The organism is Altibacter sp. (assembly GCF_019913785.1).
In the GTDB taxonomy this organism is placed as follows: Bacteria; Bacteroidota; Bacteroidia; order Flavobacteriales; family Flavobacteriaceae; genus Altibacter.
In genome coordinates, this window is record NZ_JAIOHK010000055.1 from 31,456 (window position 1) to 51,505 (window position 20,050).

The 20,050-nt window shown below is 40.2% G+C and carries 24 protein-coding genes; 5 read left to right on the forward strand and 19 right to left on the reverse strand.

What is annotated here, in order from left to right; all coding sequences use genetic code 11:
* Positions 1-3 precede the first annotated feature (3 nt).
* Genes arfB through K8F54_RS08390 form a run of 7 tightly spaced genes read right to left on the reverse strand, consistent with a single transcriptional unit; the run spans position 4 to position 4,748 of the window.
* Positions 4-408 carry an alternative ribosome rescue aminoacyl-tRNA hydrolase ArfB gene (gene arfB / locus K8F54_RS08360; protein WP_290789430.1) on the reverse strand — a complete coding sequence of 135 codons (405 nt, stop codon included), beginning with the start codon at positions 406-408 and terminating at the stop codon, positions 4-6.
* Positions 408-1,937, reverse strand: a complete 1,530-nt coding sequence (locus tag K8F54_RS08365) for a DUF4301 family protein (protein ID WP_290789433.1) — start codon at positions 1,935-1,937, stop codon at positions 408-410. The genes arfB and K8F54_RS08365 overlap by 1 nt, the downstream gene beginning before the upstream one ends.
* Positions 1,931-2,506 (reverse strand): ATP-binding protein, encoded by a 576-nt coding sequence (locus K8F54_RS08370; protein WP_290789436.1) that lies wholly within the window; start codon positions 2,504-2,506, stop codon positions 1,931-1,933. The genes K8F54_RS08365 and K8F54_RS08370 overlap by 7 nt, the downstream gene beginning before the upstream one ends.
* Entirely contained in the window at positions 2,467-3,099 is a 633-nt protein-coding gene (pnuC, locus tag K8F54_RS08375; protein ID WP_290789439.1) for a nicotinamide riboside transporter PnuC, read from the reverse strand. Before pnuC ends, K8F54_RS08370 begins: the two co-directional genes overlap by 40 nt.
* On the reverse strand, positions 3,083-3,343 hold the full coding sequence (locus K8F54_RS08380) for a thiamine-binding protein (protein WP_290789441.1): 261 nt from the start codon (positions 3,341-3,343) through the stop codon (positions 3,083-3,085). The genes pnuC and K8F54_RS08380 overlap by 17 nt, the downstream gene beginning before the upstream one ends.
* A 56-nt stretch (positions 3,344-3,399) precedes the next feature.
* Entirely contained in the window at positions 3,400-4,107 is a 708-nt protein-coding gene (locus K8F54_RS08385) for a geranylgeranylglyceryl/heptaprenylglyceryl phosphate synthase (protein ID WP_290789444.1), read from the reverse strand.
* Complete coding sequence (locus tag K8F54_RS08390; protein ID WP_290789447.1) at positions 4,104-4,748, reverse strand: 4'-phosphopantetheinyl transferase family protein; 645 nt, start codon at positions 4,746-4,748, stop codon at positions 4,104-4,106. Before K8F54_RS08390 ends, K8F54_RS08385 begins: the two co-directional genes overlap by 4 nt.
* An 81-nt stretch (positions 4,749-4,829) precedes the next feature.
* On the opposite strand from K8F54_RS08390, the gene ahcY reads away from it, so the two are divergent.
* Positions 4,830-6,146 (forward strand): adenosylhomocysteinase, encoded by a 1,317-nt coding sequence (gene ahcY / locus K8F54_RS08395; RefSeq protein ID WP_290789450.1) that lies wholly within the window; start codon positions 4,830-4,832, stop codon positions 6,144-6,146.
* 122 nt (positions 6,147-6,268) lie between these two features.
* On the opposite strand, the gene K8F54_RS08400 is transcribed toward ahcY, so the two are convergent.
* The 8 genes from K8F54_RS08400 to mutY all read right to left on the reverse strand — a co-directional run bounded on the left by K8F54_RS08400 (position 6,269) and on the right by mutY (position 12,013).
* Entirely contained in the window at positions 6,269-6,607 is a 339-nt protein-coding gene (locus K8F54_RS08400; RefSeq protein WP_290789452.1) for a hypothetical protein, read from the reverse strand.
* A 113-nt stretch (positions 6,608-6,720) separates the two neighbouring features.
* A complete protein-coding gene (rpmA, locus tag K8F54_RS08405; protein WP_290789455.1) occupies positions 6,721-6,984 on the reverse strand; it encodes a 50S ribosomal protein L27 in 264 nt (87 codons plus the stop codon).
* A 56-nt stretch (positions 6,985-7,040) separates the two neighbouring features.
* Entirely contained in the window at positions 7,041-7,805 is a 765-nt protein-coding gene (gene rplU / locus K8F54_RS08410; protein ID WP_290789459.1) for a 50S ribosomal protein L21, read from the reverse strand.
* A 140-nt stretch (positions 7,806-7,945) separates the two neighbouring features.
* A complete protein-coding gene (locus tag K8F54_RS08415) occupies positions 7,946-8,383 on the reverse strand; it encodes a DUF4199 domain-containing protein (protein WP_290789461.1) in 438 nt (145 codons plus the stop codon).
* Positions 8,384-8,503: 120 nt separating this feature from the next.
* Positions 8,504-9,055, reverse strand: coding sequence for a gliding motility lipoprotein GldD (gldD, locus tag K8F54_RS08420; RefSeq protein ID WP_290789464.1), 552 nt, complete (start codon positions 9,053-9,055; stop codon positions 8,504-8,506).
* A 4-nt stretch (positions 9,056-9,059) separates the two neighbouring features.
* The gene (locus K8F54_RS08425; protein ID WP_290789465.1) at positions 9,060-10,391 is read right to left on the reverse strand and encodes a gliding motility-associated protein GldE; all 1,332 of its coding nucleotides are present in this window, start codon (positions 10,389-10,391) and stop codon (positions 9,060-9,062) included.
* Between the two features lie 41 nt (positions 10,392-10,432).
* Positions 10,433-10,885, reverse strand: coding sequence for a single-stranded DNA-binding protein (gene ssb / locus K8F54_RS08430; RefSeq protein WP_290789468.1), 453 nt, complete (start codon positions 10,883-10,885; stop codon positions 10,433-10,435).
* Positions 10,886-10,945: 60 nt separating this feature from the next.
* A complete protein-coding gene (gene mutY / locus K8F54_RS08435) occupies positions 10,946-12,013 on the reverse strand; it encodes an A/G-specific adenine glycosylase (RefSeq protein WP_290789471.1) in 1,068 nt (355 codons plus the stop codon).
* A gap of 125 nt (positions 12,014-12,138) precedes the next feature.
* On the opposite strand from mutY, the gene K8F54_RS08440 reads away from it, so the two are divergent.
* The 3 genes from K8F54_RS08440 to K8F54_RS08450 all read left to right on the forward strand — a co-directional run bounded on the left by K8F54_RS08440 (position 12,139) and on the right by K8F54_RS08450 (position 14,865).
* Entirely contained in the window at positions 12,139-12,429 is a 291-nt protein-coding gene (locus tag K8F54_RS08440; RefSeq protein ID WP_290789474.1) for an HU family DNA-binding protein, read from the forward strand.
* Between the two features lie 330 nt (positions 12,430-12,759).
* The gene (locus K8F54_RS08445; protein WP_290789477.1) at positions 12,760-14,313 is read left to right on the forward strand and encodes an Rne/Rng family ribonuclease; all 1,554 of its coding nucleotides are present in this window, start codon (positions 12,760-12,762) and stop codon (positions 14,311-14,313) included.
* A gap of 120 nt (positions 14,314-14,433) precedes the next feature.
* Positions 14,434-14,865, forward strand: coding sequence for a regulatory protein RecX (locus K8F54_RS08450; protein WP_363299528.1), 432 nt, complete (start codon positions 14,434-14,436; stop codon positions 14,863-14,865).
* On the opposite strand, the gene K8F54_RS08455 is transcribed toward K8F54_RS08450, so the two are convergent.
* Complete coding sequence (locus K8F54_RS08455; RefSeq protein ID WP_290789984.1) at positions 14,862-15,725, reverse strand: cupin-like domain-containing protein; 864 nt, start codon at positions 15,723-15,725, stop codon at positions 14,862-14,864. The genes K8F54_RS08450 and K8F54_RS08455 overlap by 4 nt on opposite strands.
* 140 nt (positions 15,726-15,865) lie before the next feature.
* Complete coding sequence (locus tag K8F54_RS08460) at positions 15,866-16,498, reverse strand: fibronectin type III domain-containing protein (RefSeq protein WP_290789480.1); 633 nt, start codon at positions 16,496-16,498, stop codon at positions 15,866-15,868.
* A 562-nt stretch (positions 16,499-17,060) separates the two neighbouring features.
* Between K8F54_RS08460 and K8F54_RS08465 the strand changes: the two genes are divergently transcribed.
* On the forward strand, positions 17,061-17,501 hold the full coding sequence (locus K8F54_RS08465) for a cytochrome c oxidase assembly factor Coa1 family protein (protein WP_290789483.1): 441 nt from the start codon (positions 17,061-17,063) through the stop codon (positions 17,499-17,501).
* A 387-nt stretch (positions 17,502-17,888) separates the two neighbouring features.
* Here the strand turns inward: K8F54_RS08465 and K8F54_RS08470 are convergent, their stop codons facing one another.
* Together K8F54_RS08470 and atpD are read right to left on the reverse strand one after the other, a co-directional pair.
* The gene (locus tag K8F54_RS08470) at positions 17,889-18,167 is read right to left on the reverse strand and encodes a F0F1 ATP synthase subunit epsilon (RefSeq protein ID WP_290789486.1); all 279 of its coding nucleotides are present in this window, start codon (positions 18,165-18,167) and stop codon (positions 17,889-17,891) included.
* Between the two features lie 73 nt (positions 18,168-18,240).
* Positions 18,241-19,746, reverse strand: a complete 1,506-nt coding sequence (gene atpD / locus K8F54_RS08475; protein ID WP_290789490.1) for a F0F1 ATP synthase subunit beta — start codon at positions 19,744-19,746, stop codon at positions 18,241-18,243.
* Positions 19,747-20,050: the final 304 nt, after the last annotated feature.

The following is a 20,050-nucleotide window of genomic DNA, read 5'->3' on the forward strand; positions in this document are numbered from 1 at the left end:
AAATTAGTCTAGAGGGGGAGGTTTACGCGAAGATTTTTTTAAGGCTTGCGTTTTCTTGGCTTTCAGTCTTCTTTCGATAGCCGACTTGGTCGGTTTCGTTTTTTTTCTGGGTTTTGATACTTTCAGGTTTTCCTTCAGAAGCCTTAGCAAGCGTTCGATAACTATGGCTTTATTGCGGGACTGACTTCTAGTTTCCCCACATTGTAGCGTCAGGGTTCCTTCCGAAGAAATTCGAGAAGCCAATTTCGTGTAAAGTCGTTGCTTTTCGGCTTCAGACAAGGCTTCGGAGGCCAAGATGAGAAAAGAGACCTCCACTTTGGTAGCGGTCTTATTGACGTGCTGCCCTCCGGGACCACTGCTTCGGACTGCCTTAAATGTAAATTCTTTTATGAGTAAATCCGTCTGCATCAGGCATTGGGTCGATGTTCCTTGCTCAACAAGTCGTTCACGGTCTTAACCGGATTAAAGGTAAGACCGGGCACTTCCACAAGTGCCGTATTCCAATTGGACATGCCGCCATTCCAAAGCCCGGGTAATTCTAGTGCTTTTAATTTCTTACCATTTTGTGACTTTTCCGAAATAAATCCTGCCTTCGGATTGCAAAATTTAGTAAGATCGAATTTGTTTCCTTTAAAATCCCTAACCCCACAAACAATATCCACCGGATTAAAATGGGTAGCTTCATAGGCCATCGCACGTTGTCGTTTGTCTTCCATGTCAATCTGCGCTGTTTCTACAATCTGCAAAGTAGTAATCCCGGTTTCATTTTTCACCCAGAATGGCCCTCCGCCCGGAGCTCCCGTATTTTTCACCACCCCGCAAACACGAATGGGACGGTTTAAAATATACTTTAATTCCTCTATACTTTCAGGAATTTCCTTTACACTAAGTTCGTTCCACAGAAAGGATCGGACTTCCTTGGCAATGGCTTCCATCCCATTATTGCCGTGAAGTTCCTCCAAATAGTTAAATATTTTTTGCTGCAGCCAAAGCAATTTCCCCGCAAGTAATTTCTTGTAATGCGCAATGGTTTCCACATATTCTTCGGCAACCACATTGTCAATGTTCTTTATAAAGAGCAGATCGGCATCCACATCGTTCAGGTTTTCCAAAAGTGCGCCATGACCCGAAGGTCTAAAAATCAATCGGCCATCGGCATCTCGTAAGGGTTTGTTTTCTAGTGTAACCGCAATTGTATCGGTCTCTTTTTTCTGAAAGGAATAGGAGATATTGAAATTGGTCTTGGTTTTTTTGCTTACCCTTTTTTTAACTGAATTAAATTCCTTTTTAAAATAGGAGACGTGTTCTTCAGCAAAGGTAAAATGGATTAAGGCTTCCTCTTTTACCGAAGCGTAATGAGCCGCTTCAAACAATTGTTCCTCGAAGGCTGTAGTGGCATATTTTGTATATTTATGAAACGGTATCAGCCCCTTTGGCAGCTTATTAAAATTAAGGCCTTTTTTATCCAACATGGTTTTTACCAAAAGATAGCTCCGCATCCCCTTTTTACAATGTTTGTATTCGGGGTAGTTCTCCCGAATTTTTTTTCGAAGCGGATTCAGAAAGGCAAAGTCCTTTTGCGCACCAAAGAATTTGACAAGTTCTTCCCTGCCTTCAGTCTTTAAGAATTTATTCAGTCGTTCTTCCTCCGGATTGTATTCCTCCAAAAATTGATGTAAAAACCGAAACATCCGAGTAGCGGCACCCGAAGCAGGGACAAATTTTACAATTTCCAATTTGTCTTGCTTGGTCTCGTAGAGCGAAATTAACTTTTGTTGTACATCGGCGGGGATCGCCTCAATCCCGTTTCCCACAGAAGCTGCTGTAACGATCTCCATAAAAGGAATTCCACGTGCAAAGGTTTCAAGCTGTTTTACCACTGTGTCGACAGACAGGCCATGCTTTTCAATTTGTTGTAGGTCTTTTTTTGTTAGCATCCGCTCTGCTGCTTAAGTAGTTTTTGAATTTCAGAAATAGCACTGTTTAATCGCACCGAATTGGATCCTTGCAACGTCTTGTAAGGGAGATGAAGCCGTTTAAGTTCCGATTCAAAAATACAAAATAGCTCCGACCTATCATTGGGTCTGTCGCGTAAATTATCCGAAATCCAAGGCGTGTCGATATAGGTAAGAAAATATAGATCGTAGGTATTCTTTAATGCAAATTCTTTAATTTCTGAAGGGCAGAATCCATCGTAATAATATTCAGAATACACCTTGATTTCCAGCAGGTTCGTGTCGCAAAAAAGGATTCTGTTCGCCTTTTCCGAAGCGCTATTTTCGGCCCGCATTTGTCCTAGGGCAATGGGTAGCAAATCTGCTTTCGAAATTTTTTCTTTTTTGGTTTCCCACTTTTCTTCCAAGTATTCACGCATATATTCCGGCACCCACTCGGTGTGAAAATGTGCAGCCAGTTGCTTCGCCAAGGTTGTTTTTCCGGTAGATTCGGGACCGAATAAAACCACCTTTAAGCAGGTTGCAGGCTGTTGTTCAAGTGTTTTTTCCATGCGAGATAACCAAAGATAGCGATGAAGGTAAAAATAAGGTATTGAAAACTGGTAAAAGTAAAGCCCTTGTAAAAATAGAGCGGAACGGAGATGATATCGCCCACGATCCAATATATCCAGTTTTCGATCTTTCGTTTTGCCATCAACCACATACCCACAAAAAAGATAGCTGTGGTAACGGTATCGACATAGGCCGTCCAATCATTCCATTTGTCATAGACCTTATACACCACAAATACAAAAAGCAGCGTTGCTACGAATATTATTATGGAATAGTTTTTCTCTTTCCGTGTGGTAGTGGTTATGGGTGTAAAGTGGGTAGGATCTACTTTTCGTGTCCAGATATACCAACCGTAAACGCTCATGGCGAAATAATAGCCATTGATCATCATATCTCCCAACAGCGACCATTTAAACAACAAGTACACAAAAATAGCGGTACTGATCATCCCGGTAGGGAATACCCAGATCTTATTTTCTTTGGAAAACCATACCGACAAAAACCCATAGAGCACTGCAATGATTTCCAAAGCAATGTCTAGGGTATCATAGGTGTTATATTGGCCGAATAAAAACTCAAAAAGCTGGTTCATAATCGCTTCGATCCGATTTTACAATTTTAATATATAACAAGCCTCGTTCTACCGCCTCCAGGGCTGTTTTTATTTCCTTCTGAAGCAAATTCATCACCTCGTCATATTCTCCGTACACCTGCGTGCTCAACGGGTTTTCAAGCACCGTCAATCCTGAAGCGCGTAATTTTTTTATAAAATTGATGATGACCGGTTCGAAATCGTCTTGTATAGGTGTTAAGGTTAGTTCTACAGATATCTTCATGTTTCTAAAAATAGGTTTCGCCTGAGCGCTGCCGGCGTGCAGGCACAGGTAAGAAGTTAGTATTTAAGCAATTCTTCAAACACAGTTCCCATGACCACCAGATCGGCTCCCGCCTTGTAAGCGGCTTGTTTTTGGACTTCAGTCCTAATCCCTCCACCTACCAGTAGTGGGATGGTTATCACCTCTTTTACCGCCGAAATAACCTCAGGTCTTACCGGAAATCGCGCACCACTGCCCGCTTCCAAATATACCAACTTGGCTCCCAGGAATTGCCCTGCCAAGGCCGTATGAACTATGGTTTCCAAATCATTTTGAGAAATTGGGTCGGTCCCCGAAATACGTTCTACGGCCGATTTGCTCCCACCGTCCAACAAAATGTATCCGGTGGAAATTACTTCCAACTCGGTATCGAGCAGTCTTGGGATTGAACGCAGCTGTTGTCCTATCAAATACTCTGCATTTCGTCCCGAAAGTAAGGACAAAAACAACAAGGCATCTGCCGCTTCGGTTATTTGGGAATAATCGCCAGGGAATAAAAAAACAGGTATCGTGCACTGTTTCTTAATCGCTTTTACGGTAGCCTCGGCATGTCCGTTTAACACCGTGCTCCCTCCAACAAATAAATGGGTTGTTTCAGAAGGAATCTTTTTTAAAAAGGAAACGACTTGCTTTGTGTCGAATTTATCGGGATCGACAAGAATTGCCAAACATTTCTTTTCTTCCGAAATCCTATCAAGCAAACTTTGGTAATACGATGGCGTCATCTTTGGTTTTCTTCAGAAATTAAAGCATACGCACAGGTAAATCCTTCAAATTCCAAAAACCATACCTTGTACTGTGCGGTTTTATCTTCATACGATACTATGGCAACCGAAGCCATATCCTCCAACGCAAAATCATCCACATATATATGTTGTAAAAAACTCACTCCCGGACTCGCAAAACTCTTATATAAGGATTCTTTGGCACCCCATACCATGGTCAGTTTCCGCATAATGGCATCATCGTTGGCCAACGTTCTGTATTCTTCTATGGGTGTAAATTTATGAGCGATTCTTATAATCTTAGGCCGCTGCATTTCAATATCGATCCCTACTTCCATATCACTTATAATAATGGCCGAAAAAATAAAGGAATGTGTGATCGAAATATGTTTACCGTCGGTAAGATGCGGCTTTCCATTCGCGTCGTAATACAAATCGGCATCGACATATCCTTCAACCGCCATTAAATGTCGCACGCTCATAAATCCGCGACGGTGTAAATCACTTTTCATACCATCCACCCGTTGCCGACAGGGTGGCGTAAGGTTTATCCCTTCTGAAAGTGTTTCAAAGGATTCTTCTATCTTCCAAATGAGGACCTTAGTAGTAGGATTAACTGTTATAGTTTTGTAAAGTGGCATATAATATTGCGGATATTATGTATTTTTGCAGTCCGAAAAGTAATTCGGAAACAGTTAAATTATAAATTCAAATATAGTAATATGTCTACTAAAACAGTGCCTTACACCGCGTATAAAGTTAAAGATATTTCCCTTGCCGATTGGGGAAGAAAAGAAATTGAGCTTGCCGAAGCAGAGATGCCCGGCTTGATGTCATTACGTGAAGAATACAAAAATGAACAGCCACTGAAGGGTGCGCGAATCGCCGGATGTTTGCATATGACCATTCAAACGGCCGTTTTGATCGAAACCTTACAAGCTTTGGGTGCCGAAGTTACTTGGAGTTCATGTAATATTTTCTCTACACAGGATCAGGCTGCCGCTGCCATTGCTGCAACAGGCACTCCTGTCTATGCGTGGAAAGGAATGACCGAGGAAGAATTTAACTGGTGTATCGAGCAAACCCTTTTCTTTGGGGAAGAACGTAAACCTTTAAATATGATTCTTGATGATGGAGGAGACCTTACCAATATGGTATTCGACAAATATCCAGAACTAGCCTCAGGAATTAAAGGCCTATCTGAAGAGACCACCACGGGAGTACACCGTCTTTACGAACGCATGGCCAACGGCACTTTGATGATGCCCGCTATCAATGTAAACGACAGTGTAACAAAGTCGAAGTTCGACAACAAATACGGATGTCGCGAAAGTGCTGTGGATGCGGTGCGACGTGCCACCGACATTATGTTGGCCGGAAAACGCGTAGTGGTTTGTGGATATGGAGATGTTGGGAAAGGAACTGCGGCATCGTTTAAAGGAGCCGGCTCTATCGTAACAGTAACCGAGATTGACCCAATCTGTGCCTTGCAAGCTGCCATGGACGGATTTGAGGTGAAAAAATTAGAAACTGTTCTGGCGAACGCGGACATAGTGATCACGACTACCGGAAATAAGGACATTGTGACCGGAGAGCACTTCAAGGCGATGAAAGACAAGACCATAGTGTGTAATATTGGTCATTTTGATAACGAAATTGCTGTTTCCTGGTTGAACAAAAACTACGGAAACACAAAAGTAGAGATCAAACCACAGGTAGATAAGTATACTATCGACGGAAAGGACATCATTCTTTTGGCCGAAGGTCGATTGGTAAACCTAGGTTGTGCTACGGGACATCCAAGTTTTGTGATGAGTAACTCCTTCACCAACCAAACTTTGGCACAGATTGAGCTTTGGAAGAACAGCGACAACTACGAAAACAAGGTGTATATGCTGCCAAAACATCTAGATGAAAAAGTGGCGAGATTGCATTTGGCCAAAATTGGCGTTGAACTTACAGAATTGCGTAAGGAGCAGGCCGATTATATCGGAGTAGACGTTAACGGACCCTTCAAGCCCGAATACTATCGTTATTAATTGTCATCCTGTACTAGATTCGTCATCCTGATCTTGATTTGTCATCCTGAACCTGATTTGTCATCCTGAACTTGATTCAGGATCAAATTATAAAAGAACCCTCGCTTTAACGTGAGGGTTTTTTATTTTGCCTTTCTAAAAATATAACTCATCCAAACAGGGTCGTTATCTTCAGACACCACCGCTTGGCGCTCTAAAAATTCCCAATTTGCCTCATTCATATACCTCAATAAGGCCGAGGTATCCTTTATGTCTTCTATTTCATCGATAGTGATTGATTTACCTTCAAGCGATGCCTGTTCCTCTACCTTTATACGTTTCACCTTTCCTCGATTATTTGCTTTTTGGATTACAATAACCTCTATATAATCGTACTGTGGAATGCTTTGCGCAAGAAGACGGGTGGAACTAAATACTAATAAAAGTGCAAATAGTGTGATTAAAGCAAGGTTTTTCATCATCTTAAAATTTAAATTCCAAGTTACGAAAAAACAAAAACAAGCAAGCTGCTTATCTAAATCAAAAAACCCTCAACCATTTCCGGTTGAGGGTTTTTAAATTGTATCACAAGATCTTAAGCCTCTGCCGTTGGTACGATAGAAACGTATGATTTGTTATCTTTCTTTTTGGTGAATTTTACAACCCCGTCCACTTTTGCGTGAAGGGTGTGGTCTTTTCCACCATATACATTCTCACCCGGGTGATGTGTATTACCTCTTTGTCTTATGATGATATTCCCAGCTTCGGCAGCCTGTCCTCCAAAAATCTTCACGCCTAGACGTTTCGAATGGGATTCTCTACCGTTCTTAGAACTACCAACTCCTTTTTTATGAGCCATTTTCTTAAGGTTTTATGTTCCTGTATTTCTACAGGATAAGTTATACGTAAGCAGGATTATTTCTTCCCGCCGTCTAATTTTGCTTGTAATGCAGCTAGTTCATCCCACTTGCCGTCGGCAGCTAATTTTGCTTGCTCCGGCCAAGTATCGGTCACTAAATGTGCCATTCTTGAACTTGCCTCTGTTAAAATCGTGGCAATTGCTTCTGGCTTCGCTTTTGCAACTTTCGCAAATGTATCCAATCCTGCATTCACCATCGCTTCCATAGCTTTTGGCCCTACACCTTCAATCTTTTTAAGATCATCGGCTTTGGTTGCAGCTTTTTTTGGAGCCGCCTTCTTAGGAGCCGCTTTTGCAGCCGGTGCCTTTGCCTTGGGTTCCTTTTTAGGTTCCGCCTTAGCAGCAGCCTTTGGTGCGGCAGCTTTGGTTTCTTTTTTAACTTCAGCTTTCGCCTTAGGTGCAGCCGGTGCTGCTTTGGCAGCCTTTAACGGAGCTGCTTTCTTAGCTCCTGAAGCCACAATGCTTTCAATGATAATTTGAGAAAGGGCTTGTCTGTGACCATTTTTCTTCTGGTAGCCTTTTCTACGTTTCTTTTTGAAAACAATAACTTTGTCACCTTTAAGGTGCTTCACGACTTTTGCTCCAACTTGAGCGCCGTCTATAGCCGGGGCGCCAATAGTAACTTTGTCTCCGTCACCTATAAGAAGTACATTGTCAAAAGACACTGCTTTACCTTCTTCAACCGGTAGACGATTTACAAAGACTTTTTGGTCTTTCGCAACTTTTATTTGCTGCCCTGCTATCTCTACAATTGCGTACATAGCGTAATCGTTTATTATATTGGTTATACAAATCTTCTATCTCTATGATAAAAGCTACCTCAGCTTGCGCAAAGGCGGGTGCAAATATAATTCTAAATAATTAAACCGCAAACAGTTTCTATAAAATAAAAGAGGGTGATTTAAGAGCTGGGGTTCCAGGTTTCTTTTAAGAGTTGCATAAAGGCCAAAGTAAGCACCAAAGTAGTAGAAAATCCCATCATCACCAGAGAGATAATTACTATAAGTCCGCCCTTGTTATAGTTCAATCCCCAGGAATCTAGAATGGCATGTGCAAATTGGGTATCGATCTGAAAGATATAAATCGCCATAAAAACAGAAAACAAGATTGTGGCAATTCCTCCGGTGAACAAGCCCACCTGAAATCCCTTTTCATACTTGAAGTTGGATTTCTCCGACTTATATTTCTTCATAGAAAATAAAATTCCGGCACCAAAAATAACAGCATTCGCTGCACTAAGAATTGGATATTTATGCAAGCCGAGTAATTTGGTGAACAAGAAATAAGCGACCAGTGCAATGGCAATGGCAATTCCGTATTTTATATAGAACTTTCCCATAAGGTATAGAATTATGACTCCTATAAATTTCGCTAAAATTTTTCAGAATTGACTGATAATTAAAACTTTATTAAGAAAAAGCAGAAGCTAAATAAAAGATGGCACGAAAAAAAGCCCCTATTATTTCCAGGTAATGGTCTCCATAATTTGGCGGATATCATTCCGAAGGTATACCGCAGCGGGGTAAATAGAATCGTAGTTGGGCTTGGATTCAAAATATAAGGATCCTGTGACAAAATGGTGAATGCTGTCCGTAACATAGAATTGCGACTGGGTTGCGGCATTCCCATTGATCATATAAAACATGCCATACACCTTATGTAATGAATCCACCCGTGGTTGCTCGAAAATGGCATCGGCCTTTATGGTATGATCGTAGGTGAGCTTTTGTGCATCGTACAACAACGAATCCAAATTGTTGTTTTTGACGGTGCGATAGGTTAAGTATATAGTCGCCTTCATTTCGGGATAATACAAATTCATCCAGCAATCTTTTTTTTTCTGAAGCACTGCCTGTTCGTTCTTCTCATACGAAAAAGGACAGTCTTCGTTAACCTTGCTATAGGTTGGCATTTCATACTCTAACCGAAGCATCGCACTTGGCTTTACCACTACAGTGTCTTCACAGGAAATAAAAAAGCCGGCTAAAGCCAGTAATAGGAAATAACGCATAGCATTAGGTTACAATTGAAAGTTTGATTTGTTTGATGCGTTTATTGTCGAACGCTTCAATAGTAAACGCATAGTTGTGGAAACTTATTACCTCGTCTTTTTTGGGAAAGCCTTTGGAGATTTCAAGAAGAAAGCCGGCAAGGGTTTCGGCTTCCCCTTTTTCATCTTCAAAGAGTTCAGTATCTTTTACCTGTACTACCTTATAGAAATCTTTTAGAGGAGTTTTTCCTTCAAACACAAAATTGTGTTCATCTAATTTCGAAAAGATCAAGTCTTCATCGTCAAATTCATCACTAATCTCCCCTACAATCTCTTCAATAATGTCTTCCAAAGAAATGAGTCCGCTAGTGCCTCCGTATTCGTCCACTACTATGGCCAGGTGCATTTTCATGTCCTTAAATTCGTTCAACAAATCATCCAATTTCTTATTTTCCGGCACAAAATAAGCCTCGCGTTTAAGCGACTTCCAATCTAGGGTCTTTCGGTCGATATACGGAATCAAATCCTTCACATATAATACCCCGGTTATGGTATCGATATTGTCTTTATACACCGGAATTCGGGAATAACCCCTTGCAATAATTTCGGGCATAATGTCTTTGTACGCACTGTCTTCATTTAAGGCGAAGATCTCCATTCTGGGTTTCATTACCTGCTTGGTATCTGTATTCCCAAACGTGACAATTCCTTGGAGAATCTTTTGCTCTTCATGGGTAGTATCGGCCTCATTGGTGAGCTCCAAAGCTTGTGAAAGTTGATCTACACTAATATTGGACTTCTGCTTTCCAAATTTTTGATGAATGTAAATCGTCGCTGATCGCATGGGCAGACTCAAAGGCGCAAATAGTTTATCCAACACGTTAAGCGGATAGGCCATAAAGGAGGCAAACGATACTTTGTTCCTACTGGCATACACTTTAGGAAGAATCTCCCCGAACAACAAAATAAGGAAGGTAGCAAGCCCAATTTTAATGAGAAATACGGCCTCAACATGAAAGAAATAAAAATTAAGTGGGTAGCCCCATCCTTCAAACCAAACCGAACTTAAGGATTCAAATAATAAAACTATGGCAATATTAATGGAGTTGTTGGCCACCAAAATAGTAGCCAATAATTTTTTGGGTTTTGAAAGTAACTTCTGAACGATCGCCAATTTCTTAGAGGGAGTTCTTTCTCCATTCCCGTCAAAATCGGTTGAGGTTAATGAAAAGAATGCTACTTCGGCACCCGATATGAGCGCAGAGCACAACAGCAATACAAGTAGTAAAACAATACCTGATATATGCGCAATGTCGATAATGGCAAAAAGTAATAAACTAGGAGGCTCTGTATCCAAAGTGTTGGTTTTCGCCTGCCTTTCGGCAGGCAGGTTAGACATTAAAACGGCAAATCGTCGTCTTCGCCTATGTGTTCTTCCACTTGTGGAGCACTTGCATTTGCCTTTGTGGTATCGGCATTTCCACTTCCCGCCGGTGGGACTGTTCCGGTTTCTCCTTTAGGTGTTAAGAACGTAAAATCTGTACACTGTATCTCTGTACTATATCGATCATTTCCTTGATCATCCTGCCACTTACGCGTTTTTAAACGCCCTTCCACGTAGATCTTATCTCCCTTTTTTAAGTATTTCTCACAAATCTCGGCGGCTTTGTTTCGCACTACAATATTATGCCACTCGGTATTGGAAACCCGCTCTCCGGTAGTACGGTTGGTATAGGTTTCATTCGTTGCCAAAGGAAATCTTCCTATACTACCTCCTCCTTCAAAATAGTGCATTTTTACCTCATCACCCGTATGTCCTATTAGCATTACTTTGTTCAATGTACCACTCATGATTTTCAATTTTAAATAATATACAAAGGTATATCATGCAATTTAAATATAGGTAATTTTTCAGTTTTTCATCCGGTAAAAATCCGAAATAAAATTTTCGATCAGCACAGGAACGGCATAGTTTGAAATTTCGGAAAGAGGAATTCCCAAATCGTCTAATGGAGCTGCTTCAACAATCCAAAACCGCGTATATAAATGTTGATGTGATAGTTTATGAATTACAGAAGTCTCGTTATATAAGGATGTGGAATAGGAGTCGAACTTCTTTGAAAAATCCAGATAGGGTTGCCATTTATTCAACTGATTAGGATGTATTTCTGAAGTGCTTTCCAATAGCGGAAATTCGTATAGTTTTTGCCATATTCCTTTCCCTTTTCGCTGCTGAAGCATTGTTTTATTATCTTCCGAAAGCAATACCATATAATTAAAGTAGCGTTTGCGTATTTTCTGTTTTTTACTTTTTACAGGTAGTACTGAAACCTTATTCAGGCGATTGGCCTCACAGATGTCCTTAAAGATACATGCATTACAATCGGGATTTTGTGGTACACAGAAACGCGCGCCAAATTCCATGATCGCCTGATTGTAAATTCCCGGTTGTGACTTATCGATTAATGCTTGCGCCAACGTCTTAAATTCTTTAATCCCTTTAGACGCATTGATAGGTGTTTCAATGCCAAATACACGTGAGAGCACACGATATACATTGCCATCAACTACTGCAGCGGGCACTTGAAACGAAAGTGAGGCAATAGCACTGGCAGTATAATCACCAACACCTTTTAATCGTAAAAGTTCGGCATGGGTGGTTGGAAATTTTCCTCCAAGTTCTTCGGTGATATACCTGGCTGTGCTGTGAAGGTTTCGCGCTCTGGAATAATAGCCTAGGCCTTGCCATAATTTTAAAACTTCGTCTTCGGAGGCATCGGCTAAGTTTTTAACTGTAGGAAATCTCTTGACAAATTTTACATAATAGGGTAATCCTTGGGCAACACGGGTTTGCTGTAACAGGATTTCTGAAAGCCAAATAAAGTACGGTTCGGTTGTGTTTCTCCATGGAAGGTCACGTTTGTTTTGTAAATACCACGAAATGAGTTTTTTAGAAAAAAAAGTGGTCTTTTTCGGCATTTCACAAAAATAGCCTATATCTAATTATAATTTAACGGATTATGCTTTGAATTATTGATTTTAAAATCCTTATATTTGCCCTCTCGAAAAATAAACCTAATAAGTATAATTAAAAAATATTAAGAATGACGAAAGCAGATATCGTAGCGAAAATTTCCGAAAAATTAGGAATGGAAAAAGGTGATGTACAAGCTACAGTAGAAACCTTCATGGATGAAGTAAAAAGTTCACTTGAGAGTGGCGACAATGTGTACCTAAGAGGATTCGGAAGTTTCATTATCAAGAAAAGAGCCGAAAAAACAGGTAGAAACATTTCTAAGAATACAACAATTAAGATCCCTGCACACAACATCCCTGCGTTTAAACCTGCAAAAGTATTTGTAGAAGGTGTTAAAACTAATGTTGAAGTAAAATAATAATAACATAAAAAAAAGTTAGTATGCCTAGTGGTAAAAAAAGAAAAAGACATAAGGTAGCAACGCATAAGCGCAAGAAAAGAAGACGCGCTAATCGCCACAAGAAAAAGTAGTTTTCACAACTACTTTTTTGTTTTAAAAATACTCCTGAGCATTATCAGGAAACAAAAAATCGTTCTTTGAAAATGAAATTGCAATACTTTAATACCTTAAAGTAAGTGATTTCGACGGGTTTATCCCGCTGTTTATGCGGGACGACAAAAAACCTGTGATAAATTATTGTTTAATCCATTTGTCACGCCTTGCGTGATGGATAAAAATTAATTAAAAGTGAACTACGAATTATTCATTAGATCCAGTTCACAAGAAGTTGATTTTGCCCTTTTAAAAGATGGAAAATTAGTCGAATTAAACAAAGAGGAAGAGGACAACAAGTTTTCGGTGGGAGATGTATATCTCGCTAAGATCCGTAAAACCGTCCCCGGTCTAAATGCCGCATTTGTGAATGTGGGTTACGAAAAGGATGCATTTTTGCATTATCATGATTTAGGACCAAAAGTTCTTTCTCTTTTAAAATTCGTAAAACGTGTAAGCACAGGTAAACTTAAAGAGTACTCTTTAAAAGAATTCCCATTTGAAAAAGAGATTGATAAAAATGGAGGCATTAACGACGCCCTTAAATCCAATCAATCTATTCTGGTACAAATCGTAAAAGAACCCATTTCCACAAAAGGACCACGAATTAGCTCCGAGCTTTCCATAGCCGGGCGTTATATTGTATTGGTTCCTTTTTCCGACCGCGTTTCTGTTTCACAAAAAATAGAATCGAACGAAGAAAAAGACAGGTTAAAACGCTTGATAACAAGCATTAAACCAAAAGGATTTGGCGTAATTATTCGAACCGTAGCAGAGGGCAAAAAAGTAGCAGAACTGGATAGAGATTTAGAAAATCTCACAGATCGCTGGACAGCGATGTGTAAAAAGCTACAAGGAGCACACCATCCTAGTAAGGTGTTAAGTGAATTAAGTAGAGGAACTTCTATGATCCGTGATGTATTAAATGATGCATTTACGGGTATATATATAGACGACGAAACCCTCTATTTACAAATAAAAGATTATGTGCAAGAAATTGCACCTAATAAAGAGAATATCGTAAAGTATTACGACTCGAAAGTTCCCATCTTCGAAAAATTTGGGATCGAGCGTCAAATTAAAACTTCCTTCGGTAAAACCGTCTCCGGCAGTAAAGGAGCGTATTTGGTAATTGAACACACGGAAGCCATGCACGTTATAGATGTGAATAGTGGAAACCGTAGTAACAAATCCAAAAACCAGGAAGACACAGCGCTCGAGGTAAATTTAATTGCCGCTACAGAAGTAGCAAGACAATTACGCTTACGAGATATGGGTGGTATCATTGTGGTCGATTTTATCGACATGGCCAATGCCAATAACCGCAAGAAATTGTTTAATCATCTTCGCGATGAAATGAGCGACGACCGTGCAAAACACAAGATCCTTCCCCCAAGTAAATTTGGACTAATACAGATTACTCGCCAACGTGTACGGCCTGAAATGAATATTAAAACACGCGAAGAAGACCCCAACCATGTTGGTGGTGATGAAAGCAGTGAAATTGAAGCGCCTATCATAGTGGTAGATAGAATTAATGAAGAGGTGAAACGCCTTTTCCAAAAAGACTATAAGAAGTTTACGTTAAACGCGCATCCTTTTATAGCGGCCTTTTTAACCAAAGGTTTTCCATCTGTGCGAACCAAGTGGTTTATGGAGCACAAAAAATGGGTAAAAATTCAACCTAGAGACGCTTACACGTATCTTGAATATCATTTCCACGATAAAGACGGGGAATTGATTAAGTAAAACAAACCCTCCAAGCAGTATGCGAAGGAGGGTTTTTTTATGTCTTTTTCTGAAAAGATTTCCTAAATTTCAATTCTGAAAACACACAAAACATATACCGTTTCCGAAGCAACATCCCGTATGGAGCGCTACTGTGCCTATCAGGAACGCTGTCATAAAGAAGTACAGCAAAAGCTGAAGGATATGCGTATGATTCCCGAAGCCATCGATCAAATTGTCCATCATCTCTTACAGCATAACTTCCTCAACGAAACCCGATTTGCACAAGCCTTTGCTCGAGGGAAGTTTAGCGCCAAAAAATGGGGAAAACGAAGAATTGTAAACGAACTTAAGCTTCGGGAGATTTCGAAGTACAATATAGGCCTGGCGCTTAAAGAAATTTCAGAGACAGAATATATGGCTACATTCCACGCTTTGGCCGATAAACGACTAGCGCAACTCACTTCAGAAACCAACCTTCAGAAAAAACGAAAGAAACTTGCGGACTACCTGTTATATCGCGGTTGGGAATCGGGTTTGGTGTACGAAAAGGTTCGTGAACTAATACGCTAAGAAATCCCCAATTTCTTGTGGGTTCTACGAATGGCCTTTTCATTTTTAGCCTCTATCCATTGTTGTCCTTTTAGTTTGCGCATGAGGTTATCATAATGCCGCATGACAAAAATATTGTACAAGGCCTTGCTTAAATTTGCAGGATTTCTGGCAATGGCACGTAGACTCATGGAAAAGCCGGGCGTAATATATTTCATATAATGCCAATAACCTTCGGGCATATAGAGCACATTCCCGTGTTCTAACTGGGTAGTATAGCCTTTGGCCTTTTTCAAGGCAGGCCATTTATTATAATCGGGATTGGAGAAATTTATATCTTCTCTGGTAATTAATGAATGCGGAATCTTATATAGAAAATCGTTCTGCTTTTGATCAAATAAAATAATCTCCTTTTTCCCTTGAAAATGAAAATGAAAGATATTGGCAAGATCAATGTCGTAATGCATAAAGGTGTAGCTATCACGCCCTCCGAAGAACAACATGGGCAAACCCTTCAGAAGCTTCAATCCAAAATCGGGATACGAATAATCCTTTTGAAGTTCGGGCACTTCCTTTAAAATATTCCAGAGAAAGATCCGAAACTTGGTGGGCTCCTTTTTAATTAGTTCAATATAATCTCGCATCTTCATTTTGGCATGCGGTTCATTGAAGCCGTCTTTATAATCGACAGGCCGATTATCGTACAATGGTACGGTCTTGTCACCTGCCACCTCGACCATATAATCAAAATTCCATTTTGTAAATGCAGGCCAGTCTTCAATAATACGTTCAATCACCACGGGGCGTTGTGGCCTAAAATAATTGGCCAAAAACTGTTCTTTGGTGATGGTTTCAACCCTATCTATTTCCTGTAATTGCATAAAATCAATAAAATTCAAAATTACAAAAGTTAAGCTTAACCTTGCGCTAATTTGACAAATCCTACCATCCTTCCCTAAAAAGGCTACAAAAAAAAGACCGGCGTTTCACCGGTCTTATACTTATTTATTTCCTTGTCACCCTAATTGTTTGTAGTAATCACTAATCTGGGTGTCCATAAACTAAAACCATCCTGACTACCACAGTTGGCGCGAACATAAATTTCGTAAGTAGTGGCAGGGGTCAATCCGTCGATTCTATAATTACTTTGTGAGGTCTCTTCAATGGTTCCTGAACCTATAGGATGTCCAACCGGCCCATATTCAACCTGCCATGCCGTTTCGTTGTTCTCTTCCCAAGTAATATCGATATAAGTAGATCCAATACTTGTTTGTTGCAGTCCTGTTGGGGCATTACATGTTACAGCAGGTTCAGAAGTAATAAAGTCTAAGGTAATATAATCACTATAACCATCGCTACCGCAATTGTTCCGCAGATAGATGGTGTAGGCGGTAGAAGGTAACAATCCGGGGATTAGATATTCTTCTTGTGAGGTTTGTACAATAATACCGGTTCCTAACTGAAATCCGGTAGGCCCGTACTCAAACTGCCAGGCGGTACCGTTACTCGTATCCCATTCAAAAAATATGGAGGTACTGTTTATTTGAATGGCAACAATGGATGCCGGTTTGATACAATTGGCATTTCCATCATCATCTTTCTTACAAGAAATAATGGTAGCCACCAGACATAGCAATAAAAATATCTTTTTCATAAAAGTGCTTTTTGTTTGTAGTTAAACGAAAACTAATTCTAAATATTTAAAAAACTCTAAAAATCTTATACTCAATTCGAAACCTTGACCCTATGTCTTGCCTCTTTATTTCGGGCAATCATATCCGGTACTTGATCACTTAGGATTTCTGCCAACGGCCAAAATTGTGAGGCCATCGCTTCAACCGATGCAGGCCGCTGTTTCTCACAAAAGGATATTGAAATTTTAATCCCGTGTTTTAAACATTTCCACGTCTAAATTGACAATGGTGCAAACCGTTTACAATACTTTTTCAAATTTAGTTATAAAACACCTTAGGAATTCGCTTTTGAAATAATAATACTAACAGCATTTACACAAAAAATTCCGTTTCGTTCAAATCACTGGACGTTGTGAACAGTGGATATTAATTTCGATTTTATCCTAAGTTTAAACAGTTGGACACTCCTTGGCTGAGGCAGCGGTTATTGAAGAAATTGATATAGGTAGGTGTAATTTTTTTAGTAATTTGGATCAAAAATAAGAGGTCTCACAATTTTAAAGTAACTAAATTTGGAATAAAATGGAAGAAAATACTGAACACAAAGGTTGGTTTGGCAGGAATTGGAAATGGGCCGTTCCCACCGGAGGATGTCTCTTAATCATTATTCTATTTGTGGTATTTGCAGGCACCATGTTTATAGGAGTGACCTCTATTTTTACCGATTCGGAGCCTTATAAAGAAGCCCTAGCAAATGCCCAATCCAACGAGCTGGTAATACAAGCCTTGGGAGAACCCATAGAAACAAGCGGAATGATTAAAGGTGGTATCAACTACAATAATGGCGAAGGGCATACCAACTTGGATATTCCCATCAAAGGGCCTAAAGGAGCAGCCGTATTGCATGTGGTGGCCGATAAATACACAGAGGTTTGGGAATATCAACTCATGGAAGTAACAATCAAAGAGACGGGAGAGATTATTCCATTGCTTTTGGAAGGTGGTTCATCAAACGATTTCTAAACTTTTTTCAGTTGCTCAAAAAATTGTTCCAGTTGTTGATCTATATTGTAATATGCGAGAAGAAGCCAAATCGTATTGCCTAAGCAACATCGAAATGATCCGTTCTTCATAAAATACGCTAACAAGTTATGGTGTAAACCATCGTAACCCTTGGTTTACCAAATTTAATTATTCTACCGCAATTACGGTCAATGTTCCGCTGTACATCCACATTTAAAAAAGCAGGTGAAAATCATAAAAATTTGTAATAATCGGGCAAATCTGTATTGGTAAGGCCTATAGGAACTAGAGAATTCAGTAAAGTAGAAAGGGAGGTGTGAAAGCAAAAAAAATCCCAAACTCCGTTAGGAATTTGAGATTCGTATATAACAATTTTTGTTCTCTGACTTAATCCGCCAGCACAACAATTCTATTCTCTTTACACTCCACAGTACCTCCAGTAATCTCCAACACCCATTTACCACTGTCATCCTTGGTAAATTTCTTTTCGAACCCTTCTTTGATCGTCGGATTTCCACGAAATTTCACTTTACCCGCATCCAGCAATGATACGATGGCTGCGTGATTATTCAACATTTGAAAAGGTCCTTCTGTACCCGGTACGGTTACCGATTCTACTTCACCGGCTACAATGGATGCTTCAGGGGTTACAATTTCTAAGTACATAGTTATTCGTATTGGGATTCGAGATTCGAGATTTGAGGTATTTACCTCTAAAATCCGGCGTCTCTAATCAATATTATGCTTCGGCCAACATTTTCTCTCCGGCTTCAATCGCCTCTTCGATAGTACCTTTTAGGTTAAAGGCTGCTTCCGGTAAGTGATCCAATTCACCATCCATAATCATGTTGAATCCTTTGATGGTTTCCTTGATATCCACCAAAACTCCTGGGATACCCGTAAACTGTTCTGCTACGTGGAAAGGCTGTGATAAGAAACGTTGTACACGACGTGCACGACGTACCGCCAACTTATCTTCTTCAGACAATTCTTCCATTCCAAGAATGGCAATAATATCTTGTAATTCTTTATATCGTTGTAACAGCTCTTTTACGCGTTGTGCACAACCGTAGTGTTCATTTCCTAAAATATCTGCAGAAAGTATTCGAGAAGTAGAATCCAATGGATCCACCGCTGGGTAAATACCTAATTCCGCAATTTTACGAGATAATACTGTAGTTGCATCCAAGTGGGCAAAGGTTGTTGCCGGTGCCGGATCGGTAAGGTCATCTGCAGGTACATATACCGCCTGAACCGAAGTAATAGATCCTCGCTTGGTTGAAGTAATTCGCTCCTGCATCGCCCCCATCTCCGTGGCCAATGTAGGCTGGTATCCTACCGCAGATGGCATACGGCCTAAAAGTGCCGATACCTCAGAACCTGCCTGTGTAAAACGGAAAATGTTATCTACGAAGAAAAGTACATCTTTCCCCTGTCCATCACCTGCGCCATCACGGAAATACTCCGCAATAGTCAAACCAGATAAGGCTACACGTGCACGTGCTCCAGGTGGCTCGTTCATCTGTCCGAATACAAAAGTTGCTTTCGACTCTTTCATCGCCTTCTTGTCTACCTTAGATAAATCCCATCCTCCGGCTTCCATCGAATGCATAAAGTCGTCACCGTATTTAATAATACCCGATTCCAACATTTCACGAAGTAAGTCGTTCCCCTCACGAGTACGTTCTCCTACCCCTGCGAAAACTGAAAGTCCACCGTGTCCTTTTGCAATGTTGTTGATCAATTCCTGAATCAATACCGTCTTACCTACACCTGCACCTCCAAATAATCCAATCTTACCTCCTTTTGCATACGGCTCGATCAAATCGATTACCTTAATTCCGGTAAATAATACTTCGGTAGAAGTGGATAAGTCTTCAAATTTTGGAGCCTCACGGTGAATTGGCAATCCGTGATCACCGGCCTTTGGCAAGTTTCCAATTCCGTCGATAGCATCACCAATTACATTAAAAAGGCGTCCATACACATCTTCTCCAATAGGCATTTGTATAGGAGCACCTGTTGCAACTGCATCAACACCACGGCTCAAACCATCGGTGGAGTCCATCGAGATGGTACGTACCGTGTTTTCACCAATGTGAGATTGTACTTCAAGTATCAATAAATTTCCGTTGTTATTTACTTCTAACGAATCGTAGATCTTTGGAAGTTCCGCTCCGCTTGCAAACTCAACGTCTACTACCGGGCCAATAATCTGTGCAACTTTTCCTGTAACTTGTGACATTATTAACTGTTTATTTTTTAGTTATCTACGGGTGAGAAAACCACCCCGTTTTTCAACGGTGCAAAGATAGTTTTTTCTCTAAGAATATTGCAACGGAATGCTCAAATTTTTTGAAGTGATTTTTATAGGGGCTGCTCCTTTTCCGCCAAAGGCGGATTTGTAGCACCGCGCTTTCCGCTATATCTTTTTTATTTGGGTATTTGGCCTTTGCCAGTGTAAAAGAACAATAAAAAAGGATGCCGCTGCAATCGCTGCCCCAAGGACAGACAATAGTCGAAACTGTATACTTCTATATACGCTTAAA

Excerpts from the sequence above, each read along its gene's own strand:
- mutY (WP_290789471.1), bottom strand. The coding sequence starts at position 12,013 with ATGCCGAAAAAGACCACTTTTTTTTCTAAAAAACTCATTTCGTGGTAT.
- K8F54_RS08390 (WP_290789447.1), bottom strand. The coding sequence starts at position 4,748 with ATGCCACTTTACAAAACTATAACAGTTAATCCTACTACTAAGGTCCTC.
- ssb (WP_290789468.1), bottom strand. The coding sequence starts at position 10,885 with ATGAGTGGTACATTGAACAAAGTAATGCTAATAGGACATACGGGTGAT.
- K8F54_RS08385 (WP_290789444.1), bottom strand. The coding sequence starts at position 4,107 with ATGACGCCATCGTATTACCAAAGTTTGCTTGATAGGATTTCGGAAGAA.
- K8F54_RS08470 (WP_290789486.1), bottom strand. The coding sequence starts at position 18,167 with ATGTACTTAGAAATTGTAACCCCTGAAGCATCCATTGTAGCCGGTGAA.
- ahcY (WP_290789450.1), top strand. The coding sequence starts at position 4,830 with ATGTCTACTAAAACAGTGCCTTACACCGCGTATAAAGTTAAAGATATT.
- K8F54_RS08365 (WP_290789433.1), bottom strand. The coding sequence starts at position 1,937 with ATGCTAACAAAAAAAGACCTACAACAAATTGAAAAGCATGGCCTGTCT.
- K8F54_RS08450 (WP_363299528.1), top strand. The coding sequence starts at position 14,434 with ATGGAGCGCTACTGTGCCTATCAGGAACGCTGTCATAAAGAAGTACAG.
- K8F54_RS08370 (WP_290789436.1), bottom strand. The coding sequence starts at position 2,506 with ATGGAAAAAACACTTGAACAACAGCCTGCAACCTGCTTAAAGGTGGTT.
- K8F54_RS08380 (WP_290789441.1), bottom strand. The coding sequence starts at position 3,343 with ATGAAGATATCTGTAGAACTAACCTTAACACCTATACAAGACGATTTC.
- pnuC (WP_290789439.1), bottom strand. The coding sequence starts at position 3,099 with ATGAACCAGCTTTTTGAGTTTTTATTCGGCCAATATAACACCTATGAT.
- gldD (WP_290789464.1), bottom strand. The coding sequence starts at position 9,055 with ATGCGTTATTTCCTATTACTGGCTTTAGCCGGCTTTTTTATTTCCTGT.
- K8F54_RS08465 (WP_290789483.1), top strand. The coding sequence starts at position 17,061 with ATGGAAGAAAATACTGAACACAAAGGTTGGTTTGGCAGGAATTGGAAA.
- arfB (WP_290789430.1), bottom strand. The coding sequence starts at position 408 with ATGCAGACGGATTTACTCATAAAAGAATTTACATTTAAGGCAGTCCGA.
- K8F54_RS08460 (WP_290789480.1), bottom strand. The coding sequence starts at position 16,498 with ATGAAAAAGATATTTTTATTGCTATGTCTGGTGGCTACCATTATTTCT.
- atpD (WP_290789490.1), bottom strand. The coding sequence starts at position 19,746 with ATGTCACAAGTTACAGGAAAAGTTGCACAGATTATTGGCCCGGTAGTA.
- rpmA (WP_290789455.1), bottom strand. The coding sequence starts at position 6,984 with ATGGCTCATAAAAAAGGAGTTGGTAGTTCTAAGAACGGTAGAGAATCC.
- K8F54_RS08440 (WP_290789474.1), top strand. The coding sequence starts at position 12,139 with ATGACGAAAGCAGATATCGTAGCGAAAATTTCCGAAAAATTAGGAATG.
- K8F54_RS08415 (WP_290789461.1), bottom strand. The coding sequence starts at position 8,383 with ATGGGAAAGTTCTATATAAAATACGGAATTGCCATTGCCATTGCACTG.
- K8F54_RS08455 (WP_290789984.1), bottom strand. The coding sequence starts at position 15,725 with ATGCAATTACAGGAAATAGATAGGGTTGAAACCATCACCAAAGAACAG.
- rplU (WP_290789459.1), bottom strand. The coding sequence starts at position 7,805 with ATGTACGCAATTGTAGAGATAGCAGGGCAGCAAATAAAAGTTGCGAAA.
- K8F54_RS08400 (WP_290789452.1), bottom strand. The coding sequence starts at position 6,607 with ATGATGAAAAACCTTGCTTTAATCACACTATTTGCACTTTTATTAGTA.